Annotated in this window: 15 protein-coding genes; 3 read left to right on the top strand and 12 right to left on the bottom strand. The window is 63.7% G+C overall.

The features are described from left to right. Positions 1-18: 18 nt before the first annotated feature. From AC5ZFO_RS05080 to dnaK, 10 genes are all read right to left on the bottom strand, one after another. Positions 19-1,101, bottom strand: coding sequence for a helix-turn-helix transcriptional regulator (locus AC5ZFO_RS05080; RefSeq protein ID WP_282521714.1), 1,083 nt, complete (start codon positions 1,099-1,101; stop codon positions 19-21). A 178-nt stretch (positions 1,102-1,279) separates the two neighbouring features. Continuing rightward, the gene (locus AC5ZFO_RS05075) at positions 1,280-2,644 is read right to left on the bottom strand and encodes an HlyD family type I secretion periplasmic adaptor subunit (RefSeq protein WP_282521715.1); all 1,365 of its coding nucleotides are present in this window, start codon (positions 2,642-2,644) and stop codon (positions 1,280-1,282) included. Continuing rightward, on the bottom strand, positions 2,641-4,326 hold the full coding sequence (locus tag AC5ZFO_RS05070; RefSeq protein ID WP_282521836.1) for a type I secretion system permease/ATPase: 1,686 nt from the start codon (positions 4,324-4,326) through the stop codon (positions 2,641-2,643). Before AC5ZFO_RS05070 ends, AC5ZFO_RS05075 begins: the two co-directional genes overlap by 4 nt. 152 nt (positions 4,327-4,478) lie before the next feature. Further along, positions 4,479-5,780 carry a calcium-binding protein gene (locus AC5ZFO_RS05065; RefSeq protein WP_282521716.1) on the bottom strand — a complete coding sequence of 434 codons (1,302 nt, stop codon included), beginning with the start codon at positions 5,778-5,780 and terminating at the stop codon, positions 4,479-4,481. A gap of 408 nt (positions 5,781-6,188) precedes the next feature. Next, entirely contained in the window at positions 6,189-6,494 is a 306-nt protein-coding gene (locus AC5ZFO_RS05060) for a DUF1330 domain-containing protein (protein WP_282521717.1), read from the bottom strand. 18 nt (positions 6,495-6,512) lie between these two features. Further along, positions 6,513-7,223: an orotidine-5'-phosphate decarboxylase gene (gene pyrF / locus AC5ZFO_RS05055; RefSeq protein WP_282521718.1), complete on the bottom strand. Its 711-nt coding sequence runs from the start codon at positions 7,221-7,223 to the stop codon at positions 6,513-6,515. 6 nt (positions 7,224-7,229) lie between these two features. Beyond that, positions 7,230-7,808 carry an NADPH-dependent FMN reductase gene (locus tag AC5ZFO_RS05050; RefSeq protein ID WP_282521719.1) on the bottom strand — a complete coding sequence of 193 codons (579 nt, stop codon included), beginning with the start codon at positions 7,806-7,808 and terminating at the stop codon, positions 7,230-7,232. A 57-nt stretch (positions 7,809-7,865) separates the two neighbouring features. Further along, on the bottom strand, positions 7,866-8,465 hold the full coding sequence (locus AC5ZFO_RS05045) for a class I SAM-dependent methyltransferase (protein ID WP_028148799.1): 600 nt from the start codon (positions 8,463-8,465) through the stop codon (positions 7,866-7,868). Between the two features lie 88 nt (positions 8,466-8,553). Continuing rightward, positions 8,554-9,681 carry a molecular chaperone DnaJ gene (gene dnaJ / locus AC5ZFO_RS05040; protein ID WP_282521720.1) on the bottom strand — a complete coding sequence of 376 codons (1,128 nt, stop codon included), beginning with the start codon at positions 9,679-9,681 and terminating at the stop codon, positions 8,554-8,556. Between the two features lie 245 nt (positions 9,682-9,926). Next, positions 9,927-11,828 carry a molecular chaperone DnaK gene (dnaK, locus tag AC5ZFO_RS05035; protein ID WP_014490835.1) on the bottom strand — a complete coding sequence of 634 codons (1,902 nt, stop codon included), beginning with the start codon at positions 11,826-11,828 and terminating at the stop codon, positions 9,927-9,929. A 394-nt stretch (positions 11,829-12,222) separates the two neighbouring features. On the opposite strand from dnaK, the gene AC5ZFO_RS05030 reads away from it, so the two are divergent. Together AC5ZFO_RS05030 and pncA are read left to right on the top strand one after the other, a co-directional pair. Beyond that, positions 12,223-13,164: a hypothetical protein gene (locus AC5ZFO_RS05030; RefSeq protein WP_282521721.1), complete on the top strand. Its 942-nt coding sequence runs from the start codon at positions 12,223-12,225 to the stop codon at positions 13,162-13,164. Positions 13,165-13,276: 112 nt separating this feature from the next. Next, positions 13,277-13,999 (top strand): bifunctional nicotinamidase/pyrazinamidase, encoded by a 723-nt coding sequence (gene pncA / locus AC5ZFO_RS05025; RefSeq protein WP_028155509.1) that lies wholly within the window; start codon positions 13,277-13,279, stop codon positions 13,997-13,999. A gap of 71 nt (positions 14,000-14,070) precedes the next feature. On the opposite strand, the gene grpE is transcribed toward pncA, so the two are convergent. Together grpE and hrcA are read right to left on the bottom strand one after the other, a co-directional pair. After that, positions 14,071-14,676: a nucleotide exchange factor GrpE gene (gene grpE, locus AC5ZFO_RS05020; RefSeq protein WP_063980247.1), complete on the bottom strand. Its 606-nt coding sequence runs from the start codon at positions 14,674-14,676 to the stop codon at positions 14,071-14,073. 96 nt (positions 14,677-14,772) lie between these two features. After that, a complete protein-coding gene (hrcA, locus tag AC5ZFO_RS05015) occupies positions 14,773-15,861 on the bottom strand; it encodes a heat-inducible transcriptional repressor HrcA (protein ID WP_014490831.1) in 1,089 nt (362 codons plus the stop codon). A gap of 181 nt (positions 15,862-16,042) precedes the next feature. On the opposite strand from hrcA, the gene rph reads away from it, so the two are divergent. Then, a complete protein-coding gene (gene rph / locus AC5ZFO_RS05010) occupies positions 16,043-16,756 on the top strand; it encodes a ribonuclease PH (RefSeq protein WP_028148792.1) in 714 nt (237 codons plus the stop codon). The last annotated feature ends 3 nt before the right edge of the window (positions 16,757-16,759 follow it).

Here is a 16,759-nt window from a genome sequence, read left to right as displayed (position 1 = left end):
CGCGGAGAACCCCCGTACTCAGTCAGGCGAATGCTTGCCAGCCGTCCGCAATCTCATCGGACCCTCTTCGTCCAATCGACCGTCGGAGGCCGGCCGGCTCACCCAGTTCTCGCGCCTGCCAGCGCCAAAAGGCGATTGGGTGAGATGATACAGGAGAAAGAATTCCGACTGTCGGTTGATCCCCAATTTGAGCATGATCCTCTTGGTGTAGGTTCGCACCGTTGCCTCGGTCAGCCCAAGCTCGGCTCCAATATCGCGAGGGCACTGGAATTGAAGAATCCGGGCGACGATTCTTTCCTCAGCCCAGTTCAACCCGAAGGCTGACGCAATGCAGTGCGCGCCCTGCGCGTCATCGAATTGCGGCACGACGATGAGGGCCTGTCCCAGCTTGTCATGGGTTGGAACAGCGCCGATCTTGGCGAAGGCGAATTGCTGACGATCCGTCGAGAGCGGAACCGTAGTGTTGAACCATCCGTGAGTCCCGGTCTCGATCAGCACTTTCCCGATTGCCCCCCGCAAGCTTTCGGTCACGGAAGCGCATGAGCCAGCGAGCCTGCCTACATCCATCCTGAGCAGCTCGCGCTTGGCGAGCAGCACACGTCCACCACGATTGACTGCGTAAATGTGCAGGCCCTGGTCCACGACGATGGCGGGAAAGGTCAGCTCTTCGAGCCAGAGTTGCGCATCGACCTGCCCCGGCGCTTGCCGGGCAAGTGAATGAGCAGCTTTCCATAACGGGCGCACGGTATGCGCCAAACCGGGAATCTCCGCTGCCGCAAGCGCGGCCGGTCGCCATCCGGCCACGAATACGACCGTGGTTCGCTCATCGGAAGCAAACCTGCCAATGACCGAATGACTCTTTACCGGGGGTTCCGCGCCGATCAACTTGCGGACGAAGGAGGTCCGGGAATTGATCGGCTCGAGCGAGGCGACGTCCTCGGCAGTGCCCTTGCGCGCAAATCGCTCAACCATCGTCGCGCATGACGGGTCGGTAGGAGCGTCTCCGATTCTGGCTTCTTCCAGCCCGGAGGCGGATAGCACGGCTACGTAGCAGCTCCGGCAGCCGAGCAATTCCGCCATGGCCTTCGCAAAATATTCCATTGCGGCCTGTTGCGGCCGCGGCTCCGGACAAGACCCTGACGGACCGCATCCGTCATTGCCTTGCTTCGAGGCGCGCTCGACGCAATCGGAACGAAAATCATCCTGTGCGGAAGGTAGTGCTTTACTGCACTCATGCACGGTCGCCTCCCTCATAGGCCGGCCCACCCCTTACCAGCGCTTAATTCTCCCTGAACGCACGGTTGATCCGTAACGTCATCGGCTGCAAAAGATATTCCGCGAAGGTTCGTTCCCCCGTCTCGACAAATATCTCGACAGGCATTCCAGGCATCAATGTGGAGATGTAGGGGGCCGTCGGCGCGTTGGGGTCGAGCTCAACCTCGGCCAAATAGGAGCTGTCGCCGGAATGGGTGTCGGTCAGTGCGTCTGCCGCAACGCCGACCACCCTTCCCTCGAGCATCGGCCGGCGGCGAATGTTCAGCGCGTGAACCCGCACACGCGCCATCTGTCCGACATAGACCTCTTCCCGATCGGCAGGCTTCAATGTCGCCTCGATGACAAGCCGATCTTGCATCGGAACGATTTCCAAAAGGGTTTCCCGAGGTCCAAGCACGGCATTGAGGTCCCTGCTGTTGAGGCCGACGATCCTTCCACTTTCCGGGGCACGCAATTCAGACCGGACAAGCTGGGCACGCAACGCGGCAATTCGATGTCTGAGGTCGCCGATCTCCTCGCTCGTCGCATGCCGCTGCTTGGCGATATCCTGATTTTGGTTGAACCCCAATTGCCGGCGTCTGTCCTGCAACTCCGCGATCTTGCCCTGCATCTCCGAGATTGACGCGGCATTGCGATCGACCTGTCCGGTGGCCTCGGCTTCCGCCCGTTGCAAGGCCAGCACACGTGGTTTCCGGGCGAGGCCCTTTGCGAGGAGATAACTCGTGTCGGCGATCTCTTCCCGCAACAGCTTGAGTTGCTGTTCAAGTCCTTGGGTGTTGCTCTGCAGGCCGCGGATGGTGTCCGCGTTTTGCAGCATCTGCTGATCGATCACCTTGCGCTCGTTCTCAATCGCGGCCAGTCGCGCGGCAAATTCGGCCTCCTGGGTTTGAATGGCGATACGTGCGGAGAGACGCGTCGCACTTTCCCGCAATTCGTCCGGAAACCGGATTGACTTCGTGCCGTCTTGCTCCGCCGCCAGCCGGGCCTCCATCGCCAGGTCAGCAAAGAACTTCGTTTCGAGGGACCCAAGGGTCCCTTCGATCTGCGCGGTGTCGAGCCGTGCAATGAGTTGACCGGCTTCGACGTGATCGTTCTCCCGGACATAGATCGATTTGATGATCCCGCCTTCCAGATGTTGCACCGCCTTGCGCTTCGAATGGACCTTGATGAATCCTGGTGCCACGACGGCGCCGCGGAGCGGAACCGTGGTTGCCCACACGCCGAAGCCGCAAAATTGCAGGACGAGCAGTACACAACCCCAAGCGATGATCCGTCGCATGTCGGATCGCGGCTGCTCGGTCGGCCACGTCTTCGAGCCGAGCACGGCAACAGGCGCAGACATCGCGGAGGCATGACCGATCTGCGTCATGGAATGACCCTCCTGCCTGGCAGCCTCTGAGGTTCGACATTGCGCGGGAGCCCTGCCGAACCCGGTACCGGTGCCGGCCGCTGGGCGCGAAGAACATCATATGGCGGTCCGAAGGCGACCTGGTTGCCGTCCCTCAACAGCAGCACGGCATCGGCGATGGTCAACAGCCGCGGCCGGTGGGTGACGATCACCGACGCTGCACCGCGCGCTTTGGCCGACTGAATGGCGGAGCACAACGCTTCTTCGCCGTCCGGGTCGAGATTGGCATTGGGCTCATCCAGCAGGATCAATTTGCGATCGCCGAAGAAGGCGCGTGCAAGACCAATGCGCTGACGCTGGCCACCGGAAAGCCTGCAGCCGTCGCGGCCGATCTCGGTCTGGTAGCCGGCCGGAAGGGACAGGATCATCTCATGCGCCTGCGCGAGCATGGCCGCGGCGACGATGGCCTCGTCCCGTGCGCATTCGTCAAACCCGGCAATGGCTTCGGCCACCGTTCCATCCAGGAGCTGCACGTCCTGGGGGAGATAGCCGACGAATTGCCCAAGCTGGTCGGGATCCCAAGTATGGAGTGCTGCGTGGTCCAACCGGATCGTACCGCTGGCCGGCCGCTCGAGGCCTGCCATCAAGCGCAGCAATGTGGATTTTCCGGCGCCGGTCGGTCCGATCACGACGACAAGTTCGGACGGCCGGCATTGAAATGATATGCCCGCGAGGATGGGCCGCTGCGTCCCGCCAATCCGGAATGTCACCCGTTCGACCTTGAGCATGCCGGCTGGCGGCGGAAGCAACGTCTTCCGCGGACGCGCAAGCACCGGCATCGCGGCGTTGCAGACCTGCGTCCAAGCGTCCTGCGCAGATGCCAACGCGCGCCAGGCCGAGACCAATCCTTCCATGGGCTGCAATGTGCGCGCTATCAGGATCGAGCTCGCGATCAGACTGCCGGACAGCACCTCGTTCTGGAGCACGAGCCAGGCACCGCATCCGATCGCGGCAATCTGCAGAATGGTCCTGACCATTCGCGCGGCGGCGCTGATCGTGTAGATGCGTTCGCTGGCCCGCACCACCGGAGCCAGGGCTTCGTCATTGAGGCTCATGAACGCGCGGATGGCGCCCCGGGTCCAGCCCATCGCCCGCACCACGCTGGAGTGCCGGACGATTCCATCGAGCAACGCCTGCGTCTTCAACGCGGCCTGCGAAGCCTGCGCAATTTCCCCGCGCGCGATCCGGTGGCTTGCAACACCCATCGCCAGCAGGGCCCCCACCCCGATCAGGGCTATGACGCCATACCAGGGGTGCAGGAAGAACAGGATGAGAATGAACGCCGGGAGGAATGGAGCATCTATCAGCGATGTGACCGTTCCGCTCGACAGGAAAGTTCTCAACTCGCGAAGCTTGACCAGATCGTGCTGCCGGCCGTCGCCCGGCGCCGCGCCGGTGATGCTGCCTTCAAGGATGATCGGAGCGAGGCAGTGCTCGAACCCGACCGCGAACCGGCTCAACAGGCGGTTACGAAACGTGTCGAAGGCGGCGCTGAAGGCGAGAGCGCCGACGGCGATGACGGTGAGGCCGACGAGCGTCTCGACGCTTCCGCTGCTGAGCACGCGGTCGAACACTTCGATGGAAAAGAAAGGTACGACCAGCAGCAGCAGGTTTACGGACACGCTGAAACAGACGATCCACACCAATGCGAATCGTCCGGGAATCAAGGCCACCAGCAATCTCTGACCAGATGCTGGGATCGCACCACGGTTACGCGAGTACATAACTTGCCGGCACTATCACTGACTGAAATGAGGGCGGGGCGGCCTGACAGCCGCCCCGCTACTAGTCGGCACTAGACAACGTCAACGGCCGTATAACCGGCGGCAGTGTTGATTTCGGCGATCGACTCGAACGGTGTCGCGCCGCCCGTGATGCCATCGAGCTGGATGGCGCCGAAGCCGAAATCCAGCACGGTGTTGGTGCCGTCGTCGTCCACTACCACTGTAGCCGGGTCAAAGCCTGGCGGAGCGTCGACAACAACGGCATCGCCATCGGCAAAGCTGAGATCGGTGATTTCATCGTTGCCGAAGTTCGTGGCTGTGTTGTCGCCGAAATTGTGCGTATCGGTACCAGCACCGCCCGTCAGCACATCATCGCCGAGTCCACCGTTGAGGACGTCGGCGCCATTGCCGCCGTTCAACTCGTCATCGCCGTTACCGCCGTTCAGGGTGTCATTGCCGGCGCCGCCCGACAGGATGTCAGCACCAGCCCCGCCGTTCAGGACATCGGTGCCGTCGCCGCCATCGAGCGTGTCATCTCCGGCGTCGCCGTCGAGCGTGTCGTTGCCGGTTCCGCCGCTCATTTCGTCATCACCGGCGCCGCCGCTCATGACATCGTTGCCCGCGCCGCCGGCCATCTCGTCGTCTCCGGCATCGCCGAACATCGTATCGTTACCGGCGCCGCCGTCCATGATGTCGTCGCCCGCGTCGCCGTGCATGGTGTCGTTGCCATCGCCACCGTTGAGCGTATCGGCGCCCAAACCGCCGTTCAGGATGTCGTCACCGGTACCACCGTTCAGCAGGTCATTGCCAAGTCCGCCGTTCAGCGTGTCGTTGCCGGCATCGCCATTCAGAGTGTCATCTCCGAATCCACCGTTGAGTACGTCGTTACCGTCGCCGCCATTCAAGACGTCATTACCGGCGTCGCCGCTCAACGTATCGTCGCCGGCGTCGCCCCACAGGGTGTCGGCACCCGCGCCGCCATGAATGTCATCATTGCCGTCGCCGCCGTGGATGCTGTCGTCGCCGGCGTCACCAAAGAGCTGGTCAGCGCCGGTTCCGCCATCGATGGTGTCGTTGCCTTGGTCGCCATGGATGATGTCGGCGCCGGCATTTCCGTTCAGCGTGTCGTCGCCCGCGCCGCCGTTGATCGTGTCGTCGCCGGCGCCACCGGTGATCGTATCGATACCGGCATTGCCATCCAGGGTATCGTTGCCGGCACCGCCATCGATGGAATCATTGCCCGCGCCGCCGCTTACCTCATCATTGCCGTCCAGGCCAGTAATCGTGTCGTTGCCTTGAAGGCCAAAGATCTGATCGTCTCCATTCGTGCCAGGCAACACATCGTCGCCTGCTGTTCCGATGATCAGTGCCATGATCTCCACTCCCTTTGCATGGAAATGCGCGATGCGGGTCGCCTTGCGGCCCGTCACGGACGTCGCAGATTTCGGGTTGGCTTGCTGCCCATCACCGATCGATGTGGGCTCCGATCAAGCAACCTTGGATGAAAGGAGAGCGATCCAGCAATCCCCATTTGGGGACAAAAGAATACGGCAAGCTGGTGGACCCAATGACGGCCACAGTCTTCGTCTCAGGCGCGAACGGCACTCACGCGTTCAAGCGAATGAGTCCGTCAAGGTGATGCAAGGTGATGTCGGCGTGAGTGCGAGCGGAGATGTCTGCGATGCTCTCCCGATCGCGTGCGATGATCGTACGCGCGCGCTGTCCGCGGGAGCCGATAATGCTCGCGTCAATCCAGGATCGGCTCTCGCGACAATCCGTCTTCAGGGCTGCGGGCCGTCATAGCCCTCGATGATGATGAGGTCGGCGATCGAGTGCGGCGCGCGCACCTTGATGTTGGCCTGATACTCCGGCGAGTTGTAGCAGGCGATCGCGGCCTCGTAGTCCGGAAATTCAATTACGACGTTGCGGCTGCGGCTGGCACCTTCGACGGTGGTGAAGCGGCCACCGCGGACGACGTAACGTCCGCCGTGTTTCTTGAAGATCGCGAGATTGGCGACGGCATAGGGCTTGTAACCCTCGTCATTGCTCACATCGACGCGTCCGATCCAGTAGCCCTTTGCTGCCATTTTTCTTCTCCTTTGTTATTAGCCGAGCGCCTGCGCGATCTCAGCCTGGATGGCTTCCGCGATCGCCCTGGGGTCGGTGGCTTCAACCACCGGCCGTCCGACGACGAGATAATCGGCGCCCGCGGCAATTGCGCGGCCCGGCGTCATGATGCGTTTCTGGTCGCCAGTCGCAGAACCCGCCGGGCGGATGCCAGGCGTGACGAGATGCATCTGGTGGCCGACGATCTTGCGCAAGGCGCCGACCTCCTCGGGCGAGGACACCAGCCCGTCGACGCCGAGCACCTGCGCCTGCTGCGCGCGCGCTTCGACCAGCTCGGCGACGCTGAGCCGATAGCCGGCCGCGTGCAGATCGTCGTCGTTGTAGGACGTCAGCACCGTAACTGCGAGAAGCTTCAGGCTTGCGCTGCCGCGGCCTTCGACCGCGCCCTTCATGGTCTGTGGATAGGCGTGCACGGTGAGGAAGGTTGCACCCAGCCTCGCCACGCTCTCCACACCACGCGTGACGGTGTTGCCGATGTCGTGCATCTTGAGGTCGGCAAACACCTTCTTGCCCTTGTCGGCGAGCTTGCCGATCAGCGGCAGGCCGCCGGCATAAGCGAGCTGATAGCCGATCTTGTAGAAGGTGACGCTGTCGCCGAGTCTTGCGATCATCGCCTCCGCGGCGTCGACGCTGGGCAAGTCGAGCGCTACGATCAGGCGGTCTTTCGGGGCGATCTCGGCTGGCGTCATGTCACCTCACATCATGCGTTGGGAAATGTCGATCAACTGCGCTACCAGCTCCTTCAACGCGGCGACGTCGCCCTCGTTCTTGAGCCTGTCCATATCGTCATAGGCCTGGTCGGCAAAGGCGAGCGTGAGCTGGCTGGCAATCACATTGGCGTGGCAGGAGGTCAGGATCAGCCGCAATGCCTGGAGCGCACGGGCCGCACCGAGCCGGCTCTGCGAGGCGCCGGCGAGCGCGAAGGCGCGGTTACGAAACACGTCGCCGCGCGTCTCGTGCAGCTCATGTACGCGGCTGACCCAGTCGATCGCGTTCTTGAGCAGCGGCGGCACCGAGGCGTTGTATTCGGGCGAAACGATCAGCACGCCATGATGCACGCCGATCATGCGCTTGAGATTGATCGCGTGCTTGGGCACGCCGGACTTGGCCTGGAGATCGCCGTCATAGATCGGCAGCGGAAAATCGGCGAGCGAGATGCGGGTGACGTCGACACCGGCCTGGGCGAATTCATAGGCGGCGACCGCCGCCAGCTTCGCATTGTGCGAGCCGGTGCGCAGCGAGCCGGGAATGACCAGGATTTTAGGTGCGGACATCCGCTTCCATGCGTTCGGCGAAACGAGCCCGCCGTGCAAAGGGGAATGCCGGCGGAATTAGTCCTTGCGATACACCCAGACGCGGGCCGGCGGAAGGTTCATCCAGATCCGTTCTGAGGCCTCTGTGGACACGCCGGGCAGCGATTTCGGGATCGGCGGCACCACCGCATAGGTGAACTGCACGAAGGGCGCGCCCGGGGTCAGCGCCGCGAAGGCGTCGCGGACCAGCCGGAGCCGCGTCAGCATCGGTTTTGTCACGAGCGGCAGGCCGGAGACGACCGCGGAAGCCGGCGCGCTGAGCACGTTCCAGAGCGTATCGCGCAGGCGATATGCATCGCCCTGCACCACCTTGGCTTGCGGATAGCGGTCGCGCAGCAAGGCGCAGAAGCCGGGATTGTATTCGACGAGGACGAGGCGCTTCTGGTCGACGCCGCGCTCGACCAGGGCCGAGGTGATGGCGCCGGTGCCGGGCCCGAGCTCGACCACCGGTGCGTCCGAGTTGACGTCGACGTAATGCGCCATGGTCCGGGCGAGCAGCTTGCCCGAAGGCATCACTGCACCCATGTGCAGCGGCTTTTCGATCCACGATCTGAGAAAGCGCACCTCGTCATCGAGACGAGGCTTCTTCAACGCACGCGCGGACGATGGCAATGGCATGTCTGGACCGGACGGGACCGCAGGACCGCGGCGTGTCAGAAAATGGTCATAAACAGGTATAGGCCGAAGGCGATACGGTCAAGACGAGTCAGTTCGCCCGATTGCTGAAGAGATCCTTGACCTTGGCGAAGAAGCCGACCGATTCCGGCTGGGTATTGCCGGAGGAGAGCTTTTCGAATTCCGCCAGCAATTCCTGCTGCTTCTTGGTGAGATTCTGCGGGGTCTCGACGGCGACCTGGACATACATGTCGCCCATCTGGCGCGAGCGCAGCACCGGCATGCCTTTTGATGCAATGCGGAATCGGCGGCCCGACTGGGTTCCGGCCGGCACCTTCACCTTGGTTTTGCCGCTGTCGATGGTCGGCACCTCGAATTCGCCGCCGAGGGCGGCCGTCACCATCGAGATCGGCACCCGGCAGTGCAAATCGGCGCCGTCGCGCTGGAAGAGCTGGTGCTGAGCCAGCGACAGGAAGATGTAGAGGTCGCCGGGCGGGCCGCCGCGAACCCCGGCCTCGCCTTCGCCGGCGAGTCTGATCCGGGTGCCGTCCTCGACCCCCGGGGGAATGTTGACCGACAGCATCCGCTCGCGGGTGACCCGGCCCTGGCCGGAGCAGGACGGGCAGGCATCCTCGATCATCTGGCCGCGGCCCTGGCAGCCCGGGCAGGTGCGCTCCAGCGTGAAGAAGCCCTGCGACTGCCGCACACGGCCGGCGCCGCCGCAGCTCGAACAGGTCTTCGGCTTGGTGCCGGCCTTGGCGCCGATGCCCGAGCAGGCCTCGCAGGTGACCGAGACCGGAATCTCGATCTGCGCGGTCTTGCCACCAAAGGCTTCCTCGAGCGTGATTTCCATGTTGTAGCGCAGGTCGGCGCCACGCTCGCGGCCACCGCGGCCGCGCTGCCCGGCCATGCCGAACAGGTCTTCGAAGATGTCGGAGAAGGAGGAGGCGAAGCCCGCGCCGAAGCCGGCGCCGCCGCCGCCCTGCTCGAAAGCCGCATGGCCGAAGCGGTCATAGGCCGCGCGCTTGTCCTTGTCCTTGAGGACCTCGTAGGCCTCGTTGATTTCCTTGAACTTGACTTCGCTGGTGTCGTCCCCGGGATTGCGGTCCGGGTGGAATTTCATCGCAAGCTTGCGGAAGGACGATTTCAGGACGGAATCGTCGGCAGTGCGCTCGACTTCCAGGGTTTCGTAATAGCAGCGCTTGGTGGACGTGGACATGTTGAACTCGGTCTATCCAATCGCGATTCAAGTCGGAGCGGAGCAACGTCGCCATGAGACGATATAGGCAGCCCTTTGCTTCGCGGCAGAGGGCGGCACGGCGACGCTCATCATAACGGCTGGGAATTGATCGATCGTAACGGGGACACGCCCCGCCGAGCCCGACACGACGGCCTCCCCCGTGAGGGAGGAGGCCGGTAGCGCGTGTGGGGTCCAAGCCGTCCGCATCATCACCCTCTTGGGGATCAGGCGGACTTCTTGTTGTTCTTGTCGTCGTCGACTTCGGTGAATTCCGCGTCGACGACGTCGTCCTTGGCCGCATCCTTCTTGGCGTCGGCCTCGGCCTGCTGCTTGTACATGGCCTCGCCGAGCTTCATCGAAGCCTGGGCCAGCGTCTGGGTCTTGGCCTTGATCGCCTCGGCATCGTCGCCCTTCAGCGCTTCCTTGAGATCGCTGACGGCATCCTCGATGGCGCGGCGCTCGGTCTCGGCAACCTTCGAACCGTGCTCGGCGAGAGCCTTCTCGGTGGAGTGCACCAGGCCATCCGCTTCGTTCTTGGCGGTGACGGCCTCGCGGCGCTTCTTGTCCGCCTCGGCATTGGCCTCGGCGTCCTTGACCATCTTCTCGATGTCGGCTTCCGACAGGCCGCCGGAGGCCTGGATGCGGATCTGCTGCTCCTTGGCCGTGGCCTTGTCCTTGGCCGAGACGTTGACGATGCCGTTGGCGTCGATGTCGAAGGTCACCTCGATCTGCGGCATGCCGCGCGGAGCCGGCGGAATGCCCATCAGGTCGAACTGGCCGAGCATCTTGTTGTCGGCCGCCATTTCACGCTCACCCTGGAAGACGCGGATCGTGACCGCATTCTGGTTGTCCTCGGCGGTCGAGAACACCTGGCTCTTCTTGGTCGGGATCGTGGTGTTGCGGTCGATGATGCGGGTGAACACGCCGCCCAGCGTCTCGATGCCCAGCGACAGCGGGGTCACGTCGAGCAGCAGCACGTCCTTGACGTCGCCCTGGAGCACGCCGGCCTGGATCGCGGCACCGATCGCCACGACTTCGTCCGGGTTGACGCCCTTGTGCGGCTCCTTGCCGAACAGCTGCTTCACGACTTCCTGGACCTTCGGCATGCGCGACATGCCGCCGACCAGAACGACTTCGCCGATCTCACCGGCGGTGACGCCGGCGTCCTTCAGCGCCTTGCGGCAGGGCTCGACCGTCTTCTGGACGAGGTCGTCGACCAGCGCCTCGAACTTGGCGCGGGTGAGCTTCATCGTCAGATGCTTCGGGCCGGTCTGGTCCGCGGTGATGAAGGGCAGGTTGATCTCGGTCTGCGTCGTCGACGACAGCTCGATCTTGGCCTTTTCAGCGGCTTCCTTCAGGCGCTGCAACGCGAGCTTGTCGTTGCGCAGGTTGATGCCCTGCTCCTTCTGGAACTCGTCGGCGAGATAGCCGACCAGCCGCATGTCGAAATCTTCGCCGCCGAGGAAGGTGTCGCCGTTGGTCGACTTCACCTCGAACACACCGTCGCCGATTTCGAGAATGGAAATATCGAACGTGCCGCCGCCGAGATCGTACACGGCGATCGTGCCGGTCTTGGTCTTGTCCAGACCATAGGCGAGCGCGGCCGCGGTCGGCTCGTTGATGATGCGCAGCACTTCAAGGCCCGCGATCTTGCCGGCGTCCTTGGTCGCCTGGCGCTGCGCATCGTTGAAGTAAGCGGGAACGGTGATGACCGCCTGGTCGACCTTCTGGCCGAGATGGGCTTCCGCGGTCTCCTTCATCTTCTGCAGGATGAACGCAGACACCTGCGAGGGCGAGTAGGTCTGGCCGTCGGCCTCGACCCAGGCGTCGCCGTTGGAAGCCTTCACGATCTTGTACGGAACAAGCTTCTTGTCCTTCTCGACCATCGGGTCGTCGTAGCGGCGGCCGATAAGGCGCTTCACTGCGAAGAACGTACGCTCGGGATTGGTAACGGCCTGGCGCTTGGCAGGCTGGCCGACGAGGCGCTCACCGTCGTCCGTTACGGCGACGATCGAAGGCGTCGTGCGCATGCCTTCGGAATTCTCGATGACTTTGGCGTTCTTGCCATCCATCACGGCGACGCACGAATTCGTGGTGCCGAGGTCGATCCCAATGACCTTTCCCATGGTCCTGATATCCTTGTTTTTGCGGCAGGTTGGCTGGGCCCAAGAGGCACCCGATCCAAACCCCCTAAGATCAAACATCCGCGATATTGCGATGGTTGACGCTCATATAGGAGGGGGGGAGGGGCCCGCAAGGACCGAACGCAAGTTTCGGCCATGAAAACATTGGGTTTTGGAAGATCATATCCGGGCTTCACCGCCCTTGCAGGTGATGAATTATTAACAGGTTCAGGCGTCAGCCGGCCCGGCCACCGTGATCTGCCCCGCCCTGTTACCGGTGGGCCAAACCCGTTAAAAGGCGGGCGGCCGGACAGCCGCCATCAAGGCGGCTTCGCGCGACAAAGCGGCCCAATGGCCGACCATCGAACGGCCTCAATGTGAACCAATCAGAGTGCCCATGAAGCTCATCCGCCCCCTCGCCGCGCTCGCCGTCCTCGTCGCCACAGCGCTTCCGGCCCTCGCGGCCGATGCCGTTTTCCCGCCCGGCTTGCGCCTCGGCATGGTGCCGCTGGTCGGCCTGAGCACGGCCAAGACATTTCCGGGCTTCGAGAGCGAGGACGGCAACGTCAAGGTGCTGATCACCGAGCTGCCGCCGGCGGCCTATGGCGAGGTCGTGAGCGCCTTCAATTCCAATCCCGGCGGCACCGCCGGCGTCAAGCAGGACAAGATCGAGACCCCCGCAGGTCTTGCCTATTTCACCACGGAAAGCGGCAAGGCCGGCGAGACGCCGGTGAAGCGCTACTCGATGATCGTGCCGGGCGCCGGTTTCTCCGGCTATGTCGCGGTGCAGATCCCGGAGAACGCGACCAAGATCTACACCGACGAGGCGGTGCGGCAGATGTTTGCGAGCGCCGTCACCCGCAAGCAGGTCTCGGCCGAAGAGCAGATCGGGCTGATGCCGTTCAAGATCACCGATCTCGCCGACTTCAAGGACATCCGCACGCTGGCGCCGGGCTCCAGCATCATCCTGGCCGACGGCAACGAGGCCACAGGCTATGAGTCGAAGCCGTTCATGATCCTCGGCCTGATCGGCGCCACCCCGCAGCAGGCCGACGACCGCGCCCGCTTCGCCCAGGAGGCGGCGCTCCAGATCCCCGGCGTGCGCGAGTCGCGGGTCACCATGTCCGAGCCGATCCGCATCAACGGCCAGCAGGGTTTCGAGACCCGGATCGACGGCGTCAGCGGCAAGGACAAGACGCCCGTGACCGTGGTGCAGTGGATCCGCTTCTCGAGCGGCGGCGCCTCGCTGCGCATCATCGCAAGCGCCCCGCGCGACCAGTGGTCGGCCGCCTTCACCCGCTTCCGCGCCGTGCGCGACGGCATCCAGCCCAAGGGTTAGTCTCAAGGGTTAGCCCAAGCGCTGGACAGAACCGGCTGCATTTTCGGGCTTCTGTTCGTATACGAACGGAACTAGGCTCCTTCCGTTGGATCATCCCGGAGGGAGGCGAACGATGCTTGATCGACGACAAATCCTCGCGGCGCTTGGGACAAGCGCTCTCGTAGCCCTTGCTCCAACCGCGCTCCTTGCGGCCGCATCGATCAAGCCGGACGATGCCTCCGCGCTGCTCGTGATCGACGTGCAAAACTGCTTCCTGCCCGGCGGCAGCCTCGCCGTGAAGGAAGGCGAACAGGTCGTTCCCGTCATTAACAAGATGGCGAAAGCATTTGCGAACGTGGTGATGACCCAGGACTGGCACACGCCAGGCCACATCTCGTTTGCATCGGTGCACTCCGGCAAGAAGCCGTTCGAGACCGTCGATCTTCCCTACGGCAAGCAGGTGCTGTGGCCCGATCATTGCGTGCAGGGCACCGACGGTGCGGCGCTGTCGAAAGATCTCGCGATCCCGCATGCCGAGCTCATCATCCGCAAGGGGTTTCACAAGGACGTCGACAGCTATTCGGCCTTCCTCGAAGCCGACGGCAAGACCTCGACCGGCCTCGCCGGCTACCTGAAGGGCCGCAAGATCAAGCGCGTCTTTGTCGCCGGCCTCGCGACGGACTTCTGCGTCGCCTGGACCGCGCTCGATGCGCGCAAGGCGGGCTTCGAGGTCTATGTGGTGGAGGACGCCTGCCGCGGCATCGACACGCAGGGTTCGCTCGCAAAAGCCTGGGCCGACATGGCCAAAGCCGGGGTGAAGCGGATTCAGTCCGCGGATATCGCGGTGAGCGCGTAAGATAGCAATCGGTCGTTCCGGGGCGATGCAAAGCATCGAACCCGGAATGACGCCAAGGCTTGGTTCGCCGCTCAGTTCACTTCGTTGCTGTTCGCCGCCGGCGCAGCCTTGGTGCCGCCCTTGGCGACACCGACCAGCGCCGGGCGCAGCACGCGCTCGCCGATGGTGTAGCCAGCCTGCATGACCTGCACGACGGTACCCGCAGGCACCGACGCATCCGGCACCTCGTACATCGCCTGCTGGAAGTTCGGGTCGAACTTCTGGCCCTGCGGATCGAACTTCTTCACGCCGTGCTTTTCCAGCGCGTTGAGCAGCGAGCGCTCGGTGAGCTCGACGCCCTCGATCAGCGAGGTCAGGCCCGGATCGGCCGCGGCACGGGCCTCGGCCGGAACGGCATCGAGCGCACGCTGGAGATTGTCGGCGATGTCGAGCACGTCGCGGGCAAAGCCGGTGATGCCGTAGAGCCGGGCGTCGGCGACCTCCTTGGTGGTGCGTTTGCGCAGATTTTCCATCTCGGCCAGCGTCCGCAGCATGCGGTCGCGCGCCTCGGCGGCTTCCTTCTGCAACAGCTCGACCGAGCCGGGCTCCGGATCGTCGGGCATGATGTAGGGTTTTGACACCACGGGCTCGTCGGTCGGCGGGGTCGTGTCGTCGGGCTGCCGGTCTCGATCGGTCATCGGCTCTCTTCTCGAACTCGTCTCAAGGGATTGTTGGCCCGGATATCGTGCCTAAGCTCACGAAAATCAAGCGCCCGTGATCGGAGGAAACGCCGGTCAGCCCCCCAGGAGGCGGCTGACGATGCGCGCGGCGTAGTCCACGGTCGGGATCACACGGGCATAATTCAGCCGCGTCGGCCCGATCACGCCCAAAACGCCGACGATGTGGCCGGCGGCATCCCGATAGGGCGAGATGATGGTGGAGGAGCCCGACAAGGAAAACAGTTTGTTCTCCGAACCGATGAAGATCCGTACGCCCTCGGCGGTCTCGGCGCGTCCCAGAAGGTCGATCACGCCGCGCTTGGTCTCGAGATCGTCGAACAAGAGCCGAACGCGCTCCAGATCCTCCAGTGCGTGCAGATCCTCGAGCAGATTGGCGTGGCCGCGAACGATCAGCTGGCGGTCCTCGTTCTCGCCGCCGGACCAGCTCGCAATGCCGGCCGAAATCACCTTTTGCGTCAGCTGATCGAGCTCGGCGCGGGCTTCCCCGAGCGCGGTTTCGAGCTCGAGCCGCGCCTCGGCCAGCGTGCGGCCGCGGATTCGCGCATTGAGGAAATTACCGGCTTCCGTGAGCGCCGAGGAGGGAACTCCCGGCGGCAGCGACAGCACGCGGTTTTCGACCTGACCGTCCTCGCCGACCAGGATCACCAGCGCCTTCTCGGGTTCCAGACGGACGAATTCGATGTGTTTCAGCCGCGCATTGGATTTCGGGGTCAGCACGACCGCTGCGGCGCGGGTGAGACCGGACAGCCGCGTCAGCGCCTGGTCCAGCGCCGCCTCGACCGACTGCGCCTGACCGACGGAGGTGAGCTGGCTCTGGATCGACTGCCGCTCGGCGTCATTGAGGTCGCCGACCTGCATCAGGGCGTCGACGAAGAAGCGTAAGCCCAGTTCCGTCGGCAAACGGCCGGCGGAGGTGTGGGGCGCATAGATCAGGCCGAGCTGTTCCAGGTCGGCCATGACGTTGCGGACCGAGGCCGGCGACAGCGGCATCGCGATCAGCCGCGAAATATTGCGCGAGCCGACCGGCTCGCCGGTCGCGAGATAGCTTTCGACAATTTGACGAAAGATGTCGCGGGAACGCTCGTTGAGCTGGGCGAGGCCTGCGCGCGGCGCGATCAGATGGATCGGATCGTGATGGGCCACGGACGGTAACTCCTCTCAGACGCTTATAATTTGTCCATCCCCGAGGGTTCTGACAAGCGTGGCGTTTGCGGGGTGGAAAACCCGGGGTGAAAAAGCGCCGATCTTCCCCCTTGCCGCCCACCCTCACCCCACCTACAAGCACCGCGAATAGCCCTTTTCCGAGAGTTTTGGAGGATTTCCCATGCGGCCAAGCCGCCGTGCGCCCGACGAATTGCGCCCCGTGACGCTGGAGCGCGGCGTGGTCAAATATGCGGAAGGCTCCTGCCTGGTGAAATTCGGCGACACCCATGTGCTGGTCACCGCCACGCTGGAAGACCGCCTGCCGCCGTGGCTGAAGGGCCAGGGCCGCGGCTGGGTCACCGCCGAATACGGCATGCTGCCGCGCGCGACCTCCGAACGCACCCGCCGCGAGGCTTCCGCGGGCAAGCAAAGCGGCCGCACCGTCGAGATTCAGCGCCTGATCGGCCGCTCGCTTCGCACCATCGTCGATCTCGAAGCGCTCGGTGAGCGCCAGATCACGGTCGATTGCGACGTGCTCCAGGCCGACGGCGGCACGCGCACGGCCTCGATCACCGGCGCCTGGGTCGCGCTCGCCGATTGCATCAACTGGATGAAGGCGCGCAACATGATCAAGGCCAAGGTGCTGCGCGACAACGTCGCCGCGATCTCCTGCGGCATCTACAACGGCACGCCCGTGCTCGACCTCGACTATGCCGAGGATTCCGAAGCCCAAACCGACGCCAATTTCGTCATGACCGGCGATGGCCGCATCATCGAGGTGCAGGGCACCGCGGAACGCGAACCGTTCACACAGGACGAGTTCCTCGCGCTGATGGCGCTGGCCCAGAAGGGTATCGCACGGCTCGTGGACTTGCAGAAACTGGCTGTCGCGTAGTCA

Source organism: Bradyrhizobium sp. Unk1, from assembly GCF_059512345.1.
Note: the sequence above shows the minus strand (reverse complement) of the source record. Positions and strands in the feature narration are given on the sequence as shown.

Bases quoted from the DNA above. Each gene is read 5' to 3' on its own strand.
- AC5ZFO_RS05080 (WP_282521714.1), bottom strand. From the start codon at position 1,101: ATGGAATATTTTGCGAAGGCCATGGCGGAATTGCTCGGCTGCCGGAGC.
- AC5ZFO_RS05075 (WP_282521715.1), bottom strand. From the start codon at position 2,644: ATGACGCAGATCGGTCATGCCTCCGCGATGTCTGCGCCTGTTGCCGTG.
- AC5ZFO_RS05065 (WP_282521716.1), bottom strand. From the start codon at position 5,780: ATGGCACTGATCATCGGAACAGCAGGCGACGATGTGTTGCCTGGCACG.
- AC5ZFO_RS05060 (WP_282521717.1), bottom strand. From the start codon at position 6,494: ATGGCAGCAAAGGGCTACTGGATCGGACGCGTCGATGTGAGCAATGAC.
- pyrF (WP_282521718.1), bottom strand. From the start codon at position 7,223: ATGACGCCAGCCGAGATCGCCCCGAAAGACCGCCTGATCGTAGCGCTC.
- AC5ZFO_RS05050 (WP_282521719.1), bottom strand. From the start codon at position 7,808: ATGTCCGCACCTAAAATCCTGGTCATTCCCGGCTCGCTGCGCACCGGC.
- AC5ZFO_RS05045 (WP_028148799.1), bottom strand. From the start codon at position 8,465: ATGCCATTGCCATCGTCCGCGCGTGCGTTGAAGAAGCCTCGTCTCGAT.
- dnaJ (WP_282521720.1), bottom strand. From the start codon at position 9,681: ATGTCCACGTCCACCAAGCGCTGCTATTACGAAACCCTGGAAGTCGAG.
- dnaK (WP_014490835.1), bottom strand. From the start codon at position 11,828: ATGGGAAAGGTCATTGGGATCGACCTCGGCACCACGAATTCGTGCGTC.
- AC5ZFO_RS05030 (WP_282521721.1), top strand. From the start codon at position 12,223: ATGAAGCTCATCCGCCCCCTCGCCGCGCTCGCCGTCCTCGTCGCCACA.
- pncA (WP_028155509.1), top strand. From the start codon at position 13,277: ATGCTTGATCGACGACAAATCCTCGCGGCGCTTGGGACAAGCGCTCTC.
- grpE (WP_063980247.1), bottom strand. From the start codon at position 14,676: ATGACCGATCGAGACCGGCAGCCCGACGACACGACCCCGCCGACCGAC.
- rph (WP_028148792.1), top strand. From the start codon at position 16,043: ATGCGGCCAAGCCGCCGTGCGCCCGACGAATTGCGCCCCGTGACGCTG.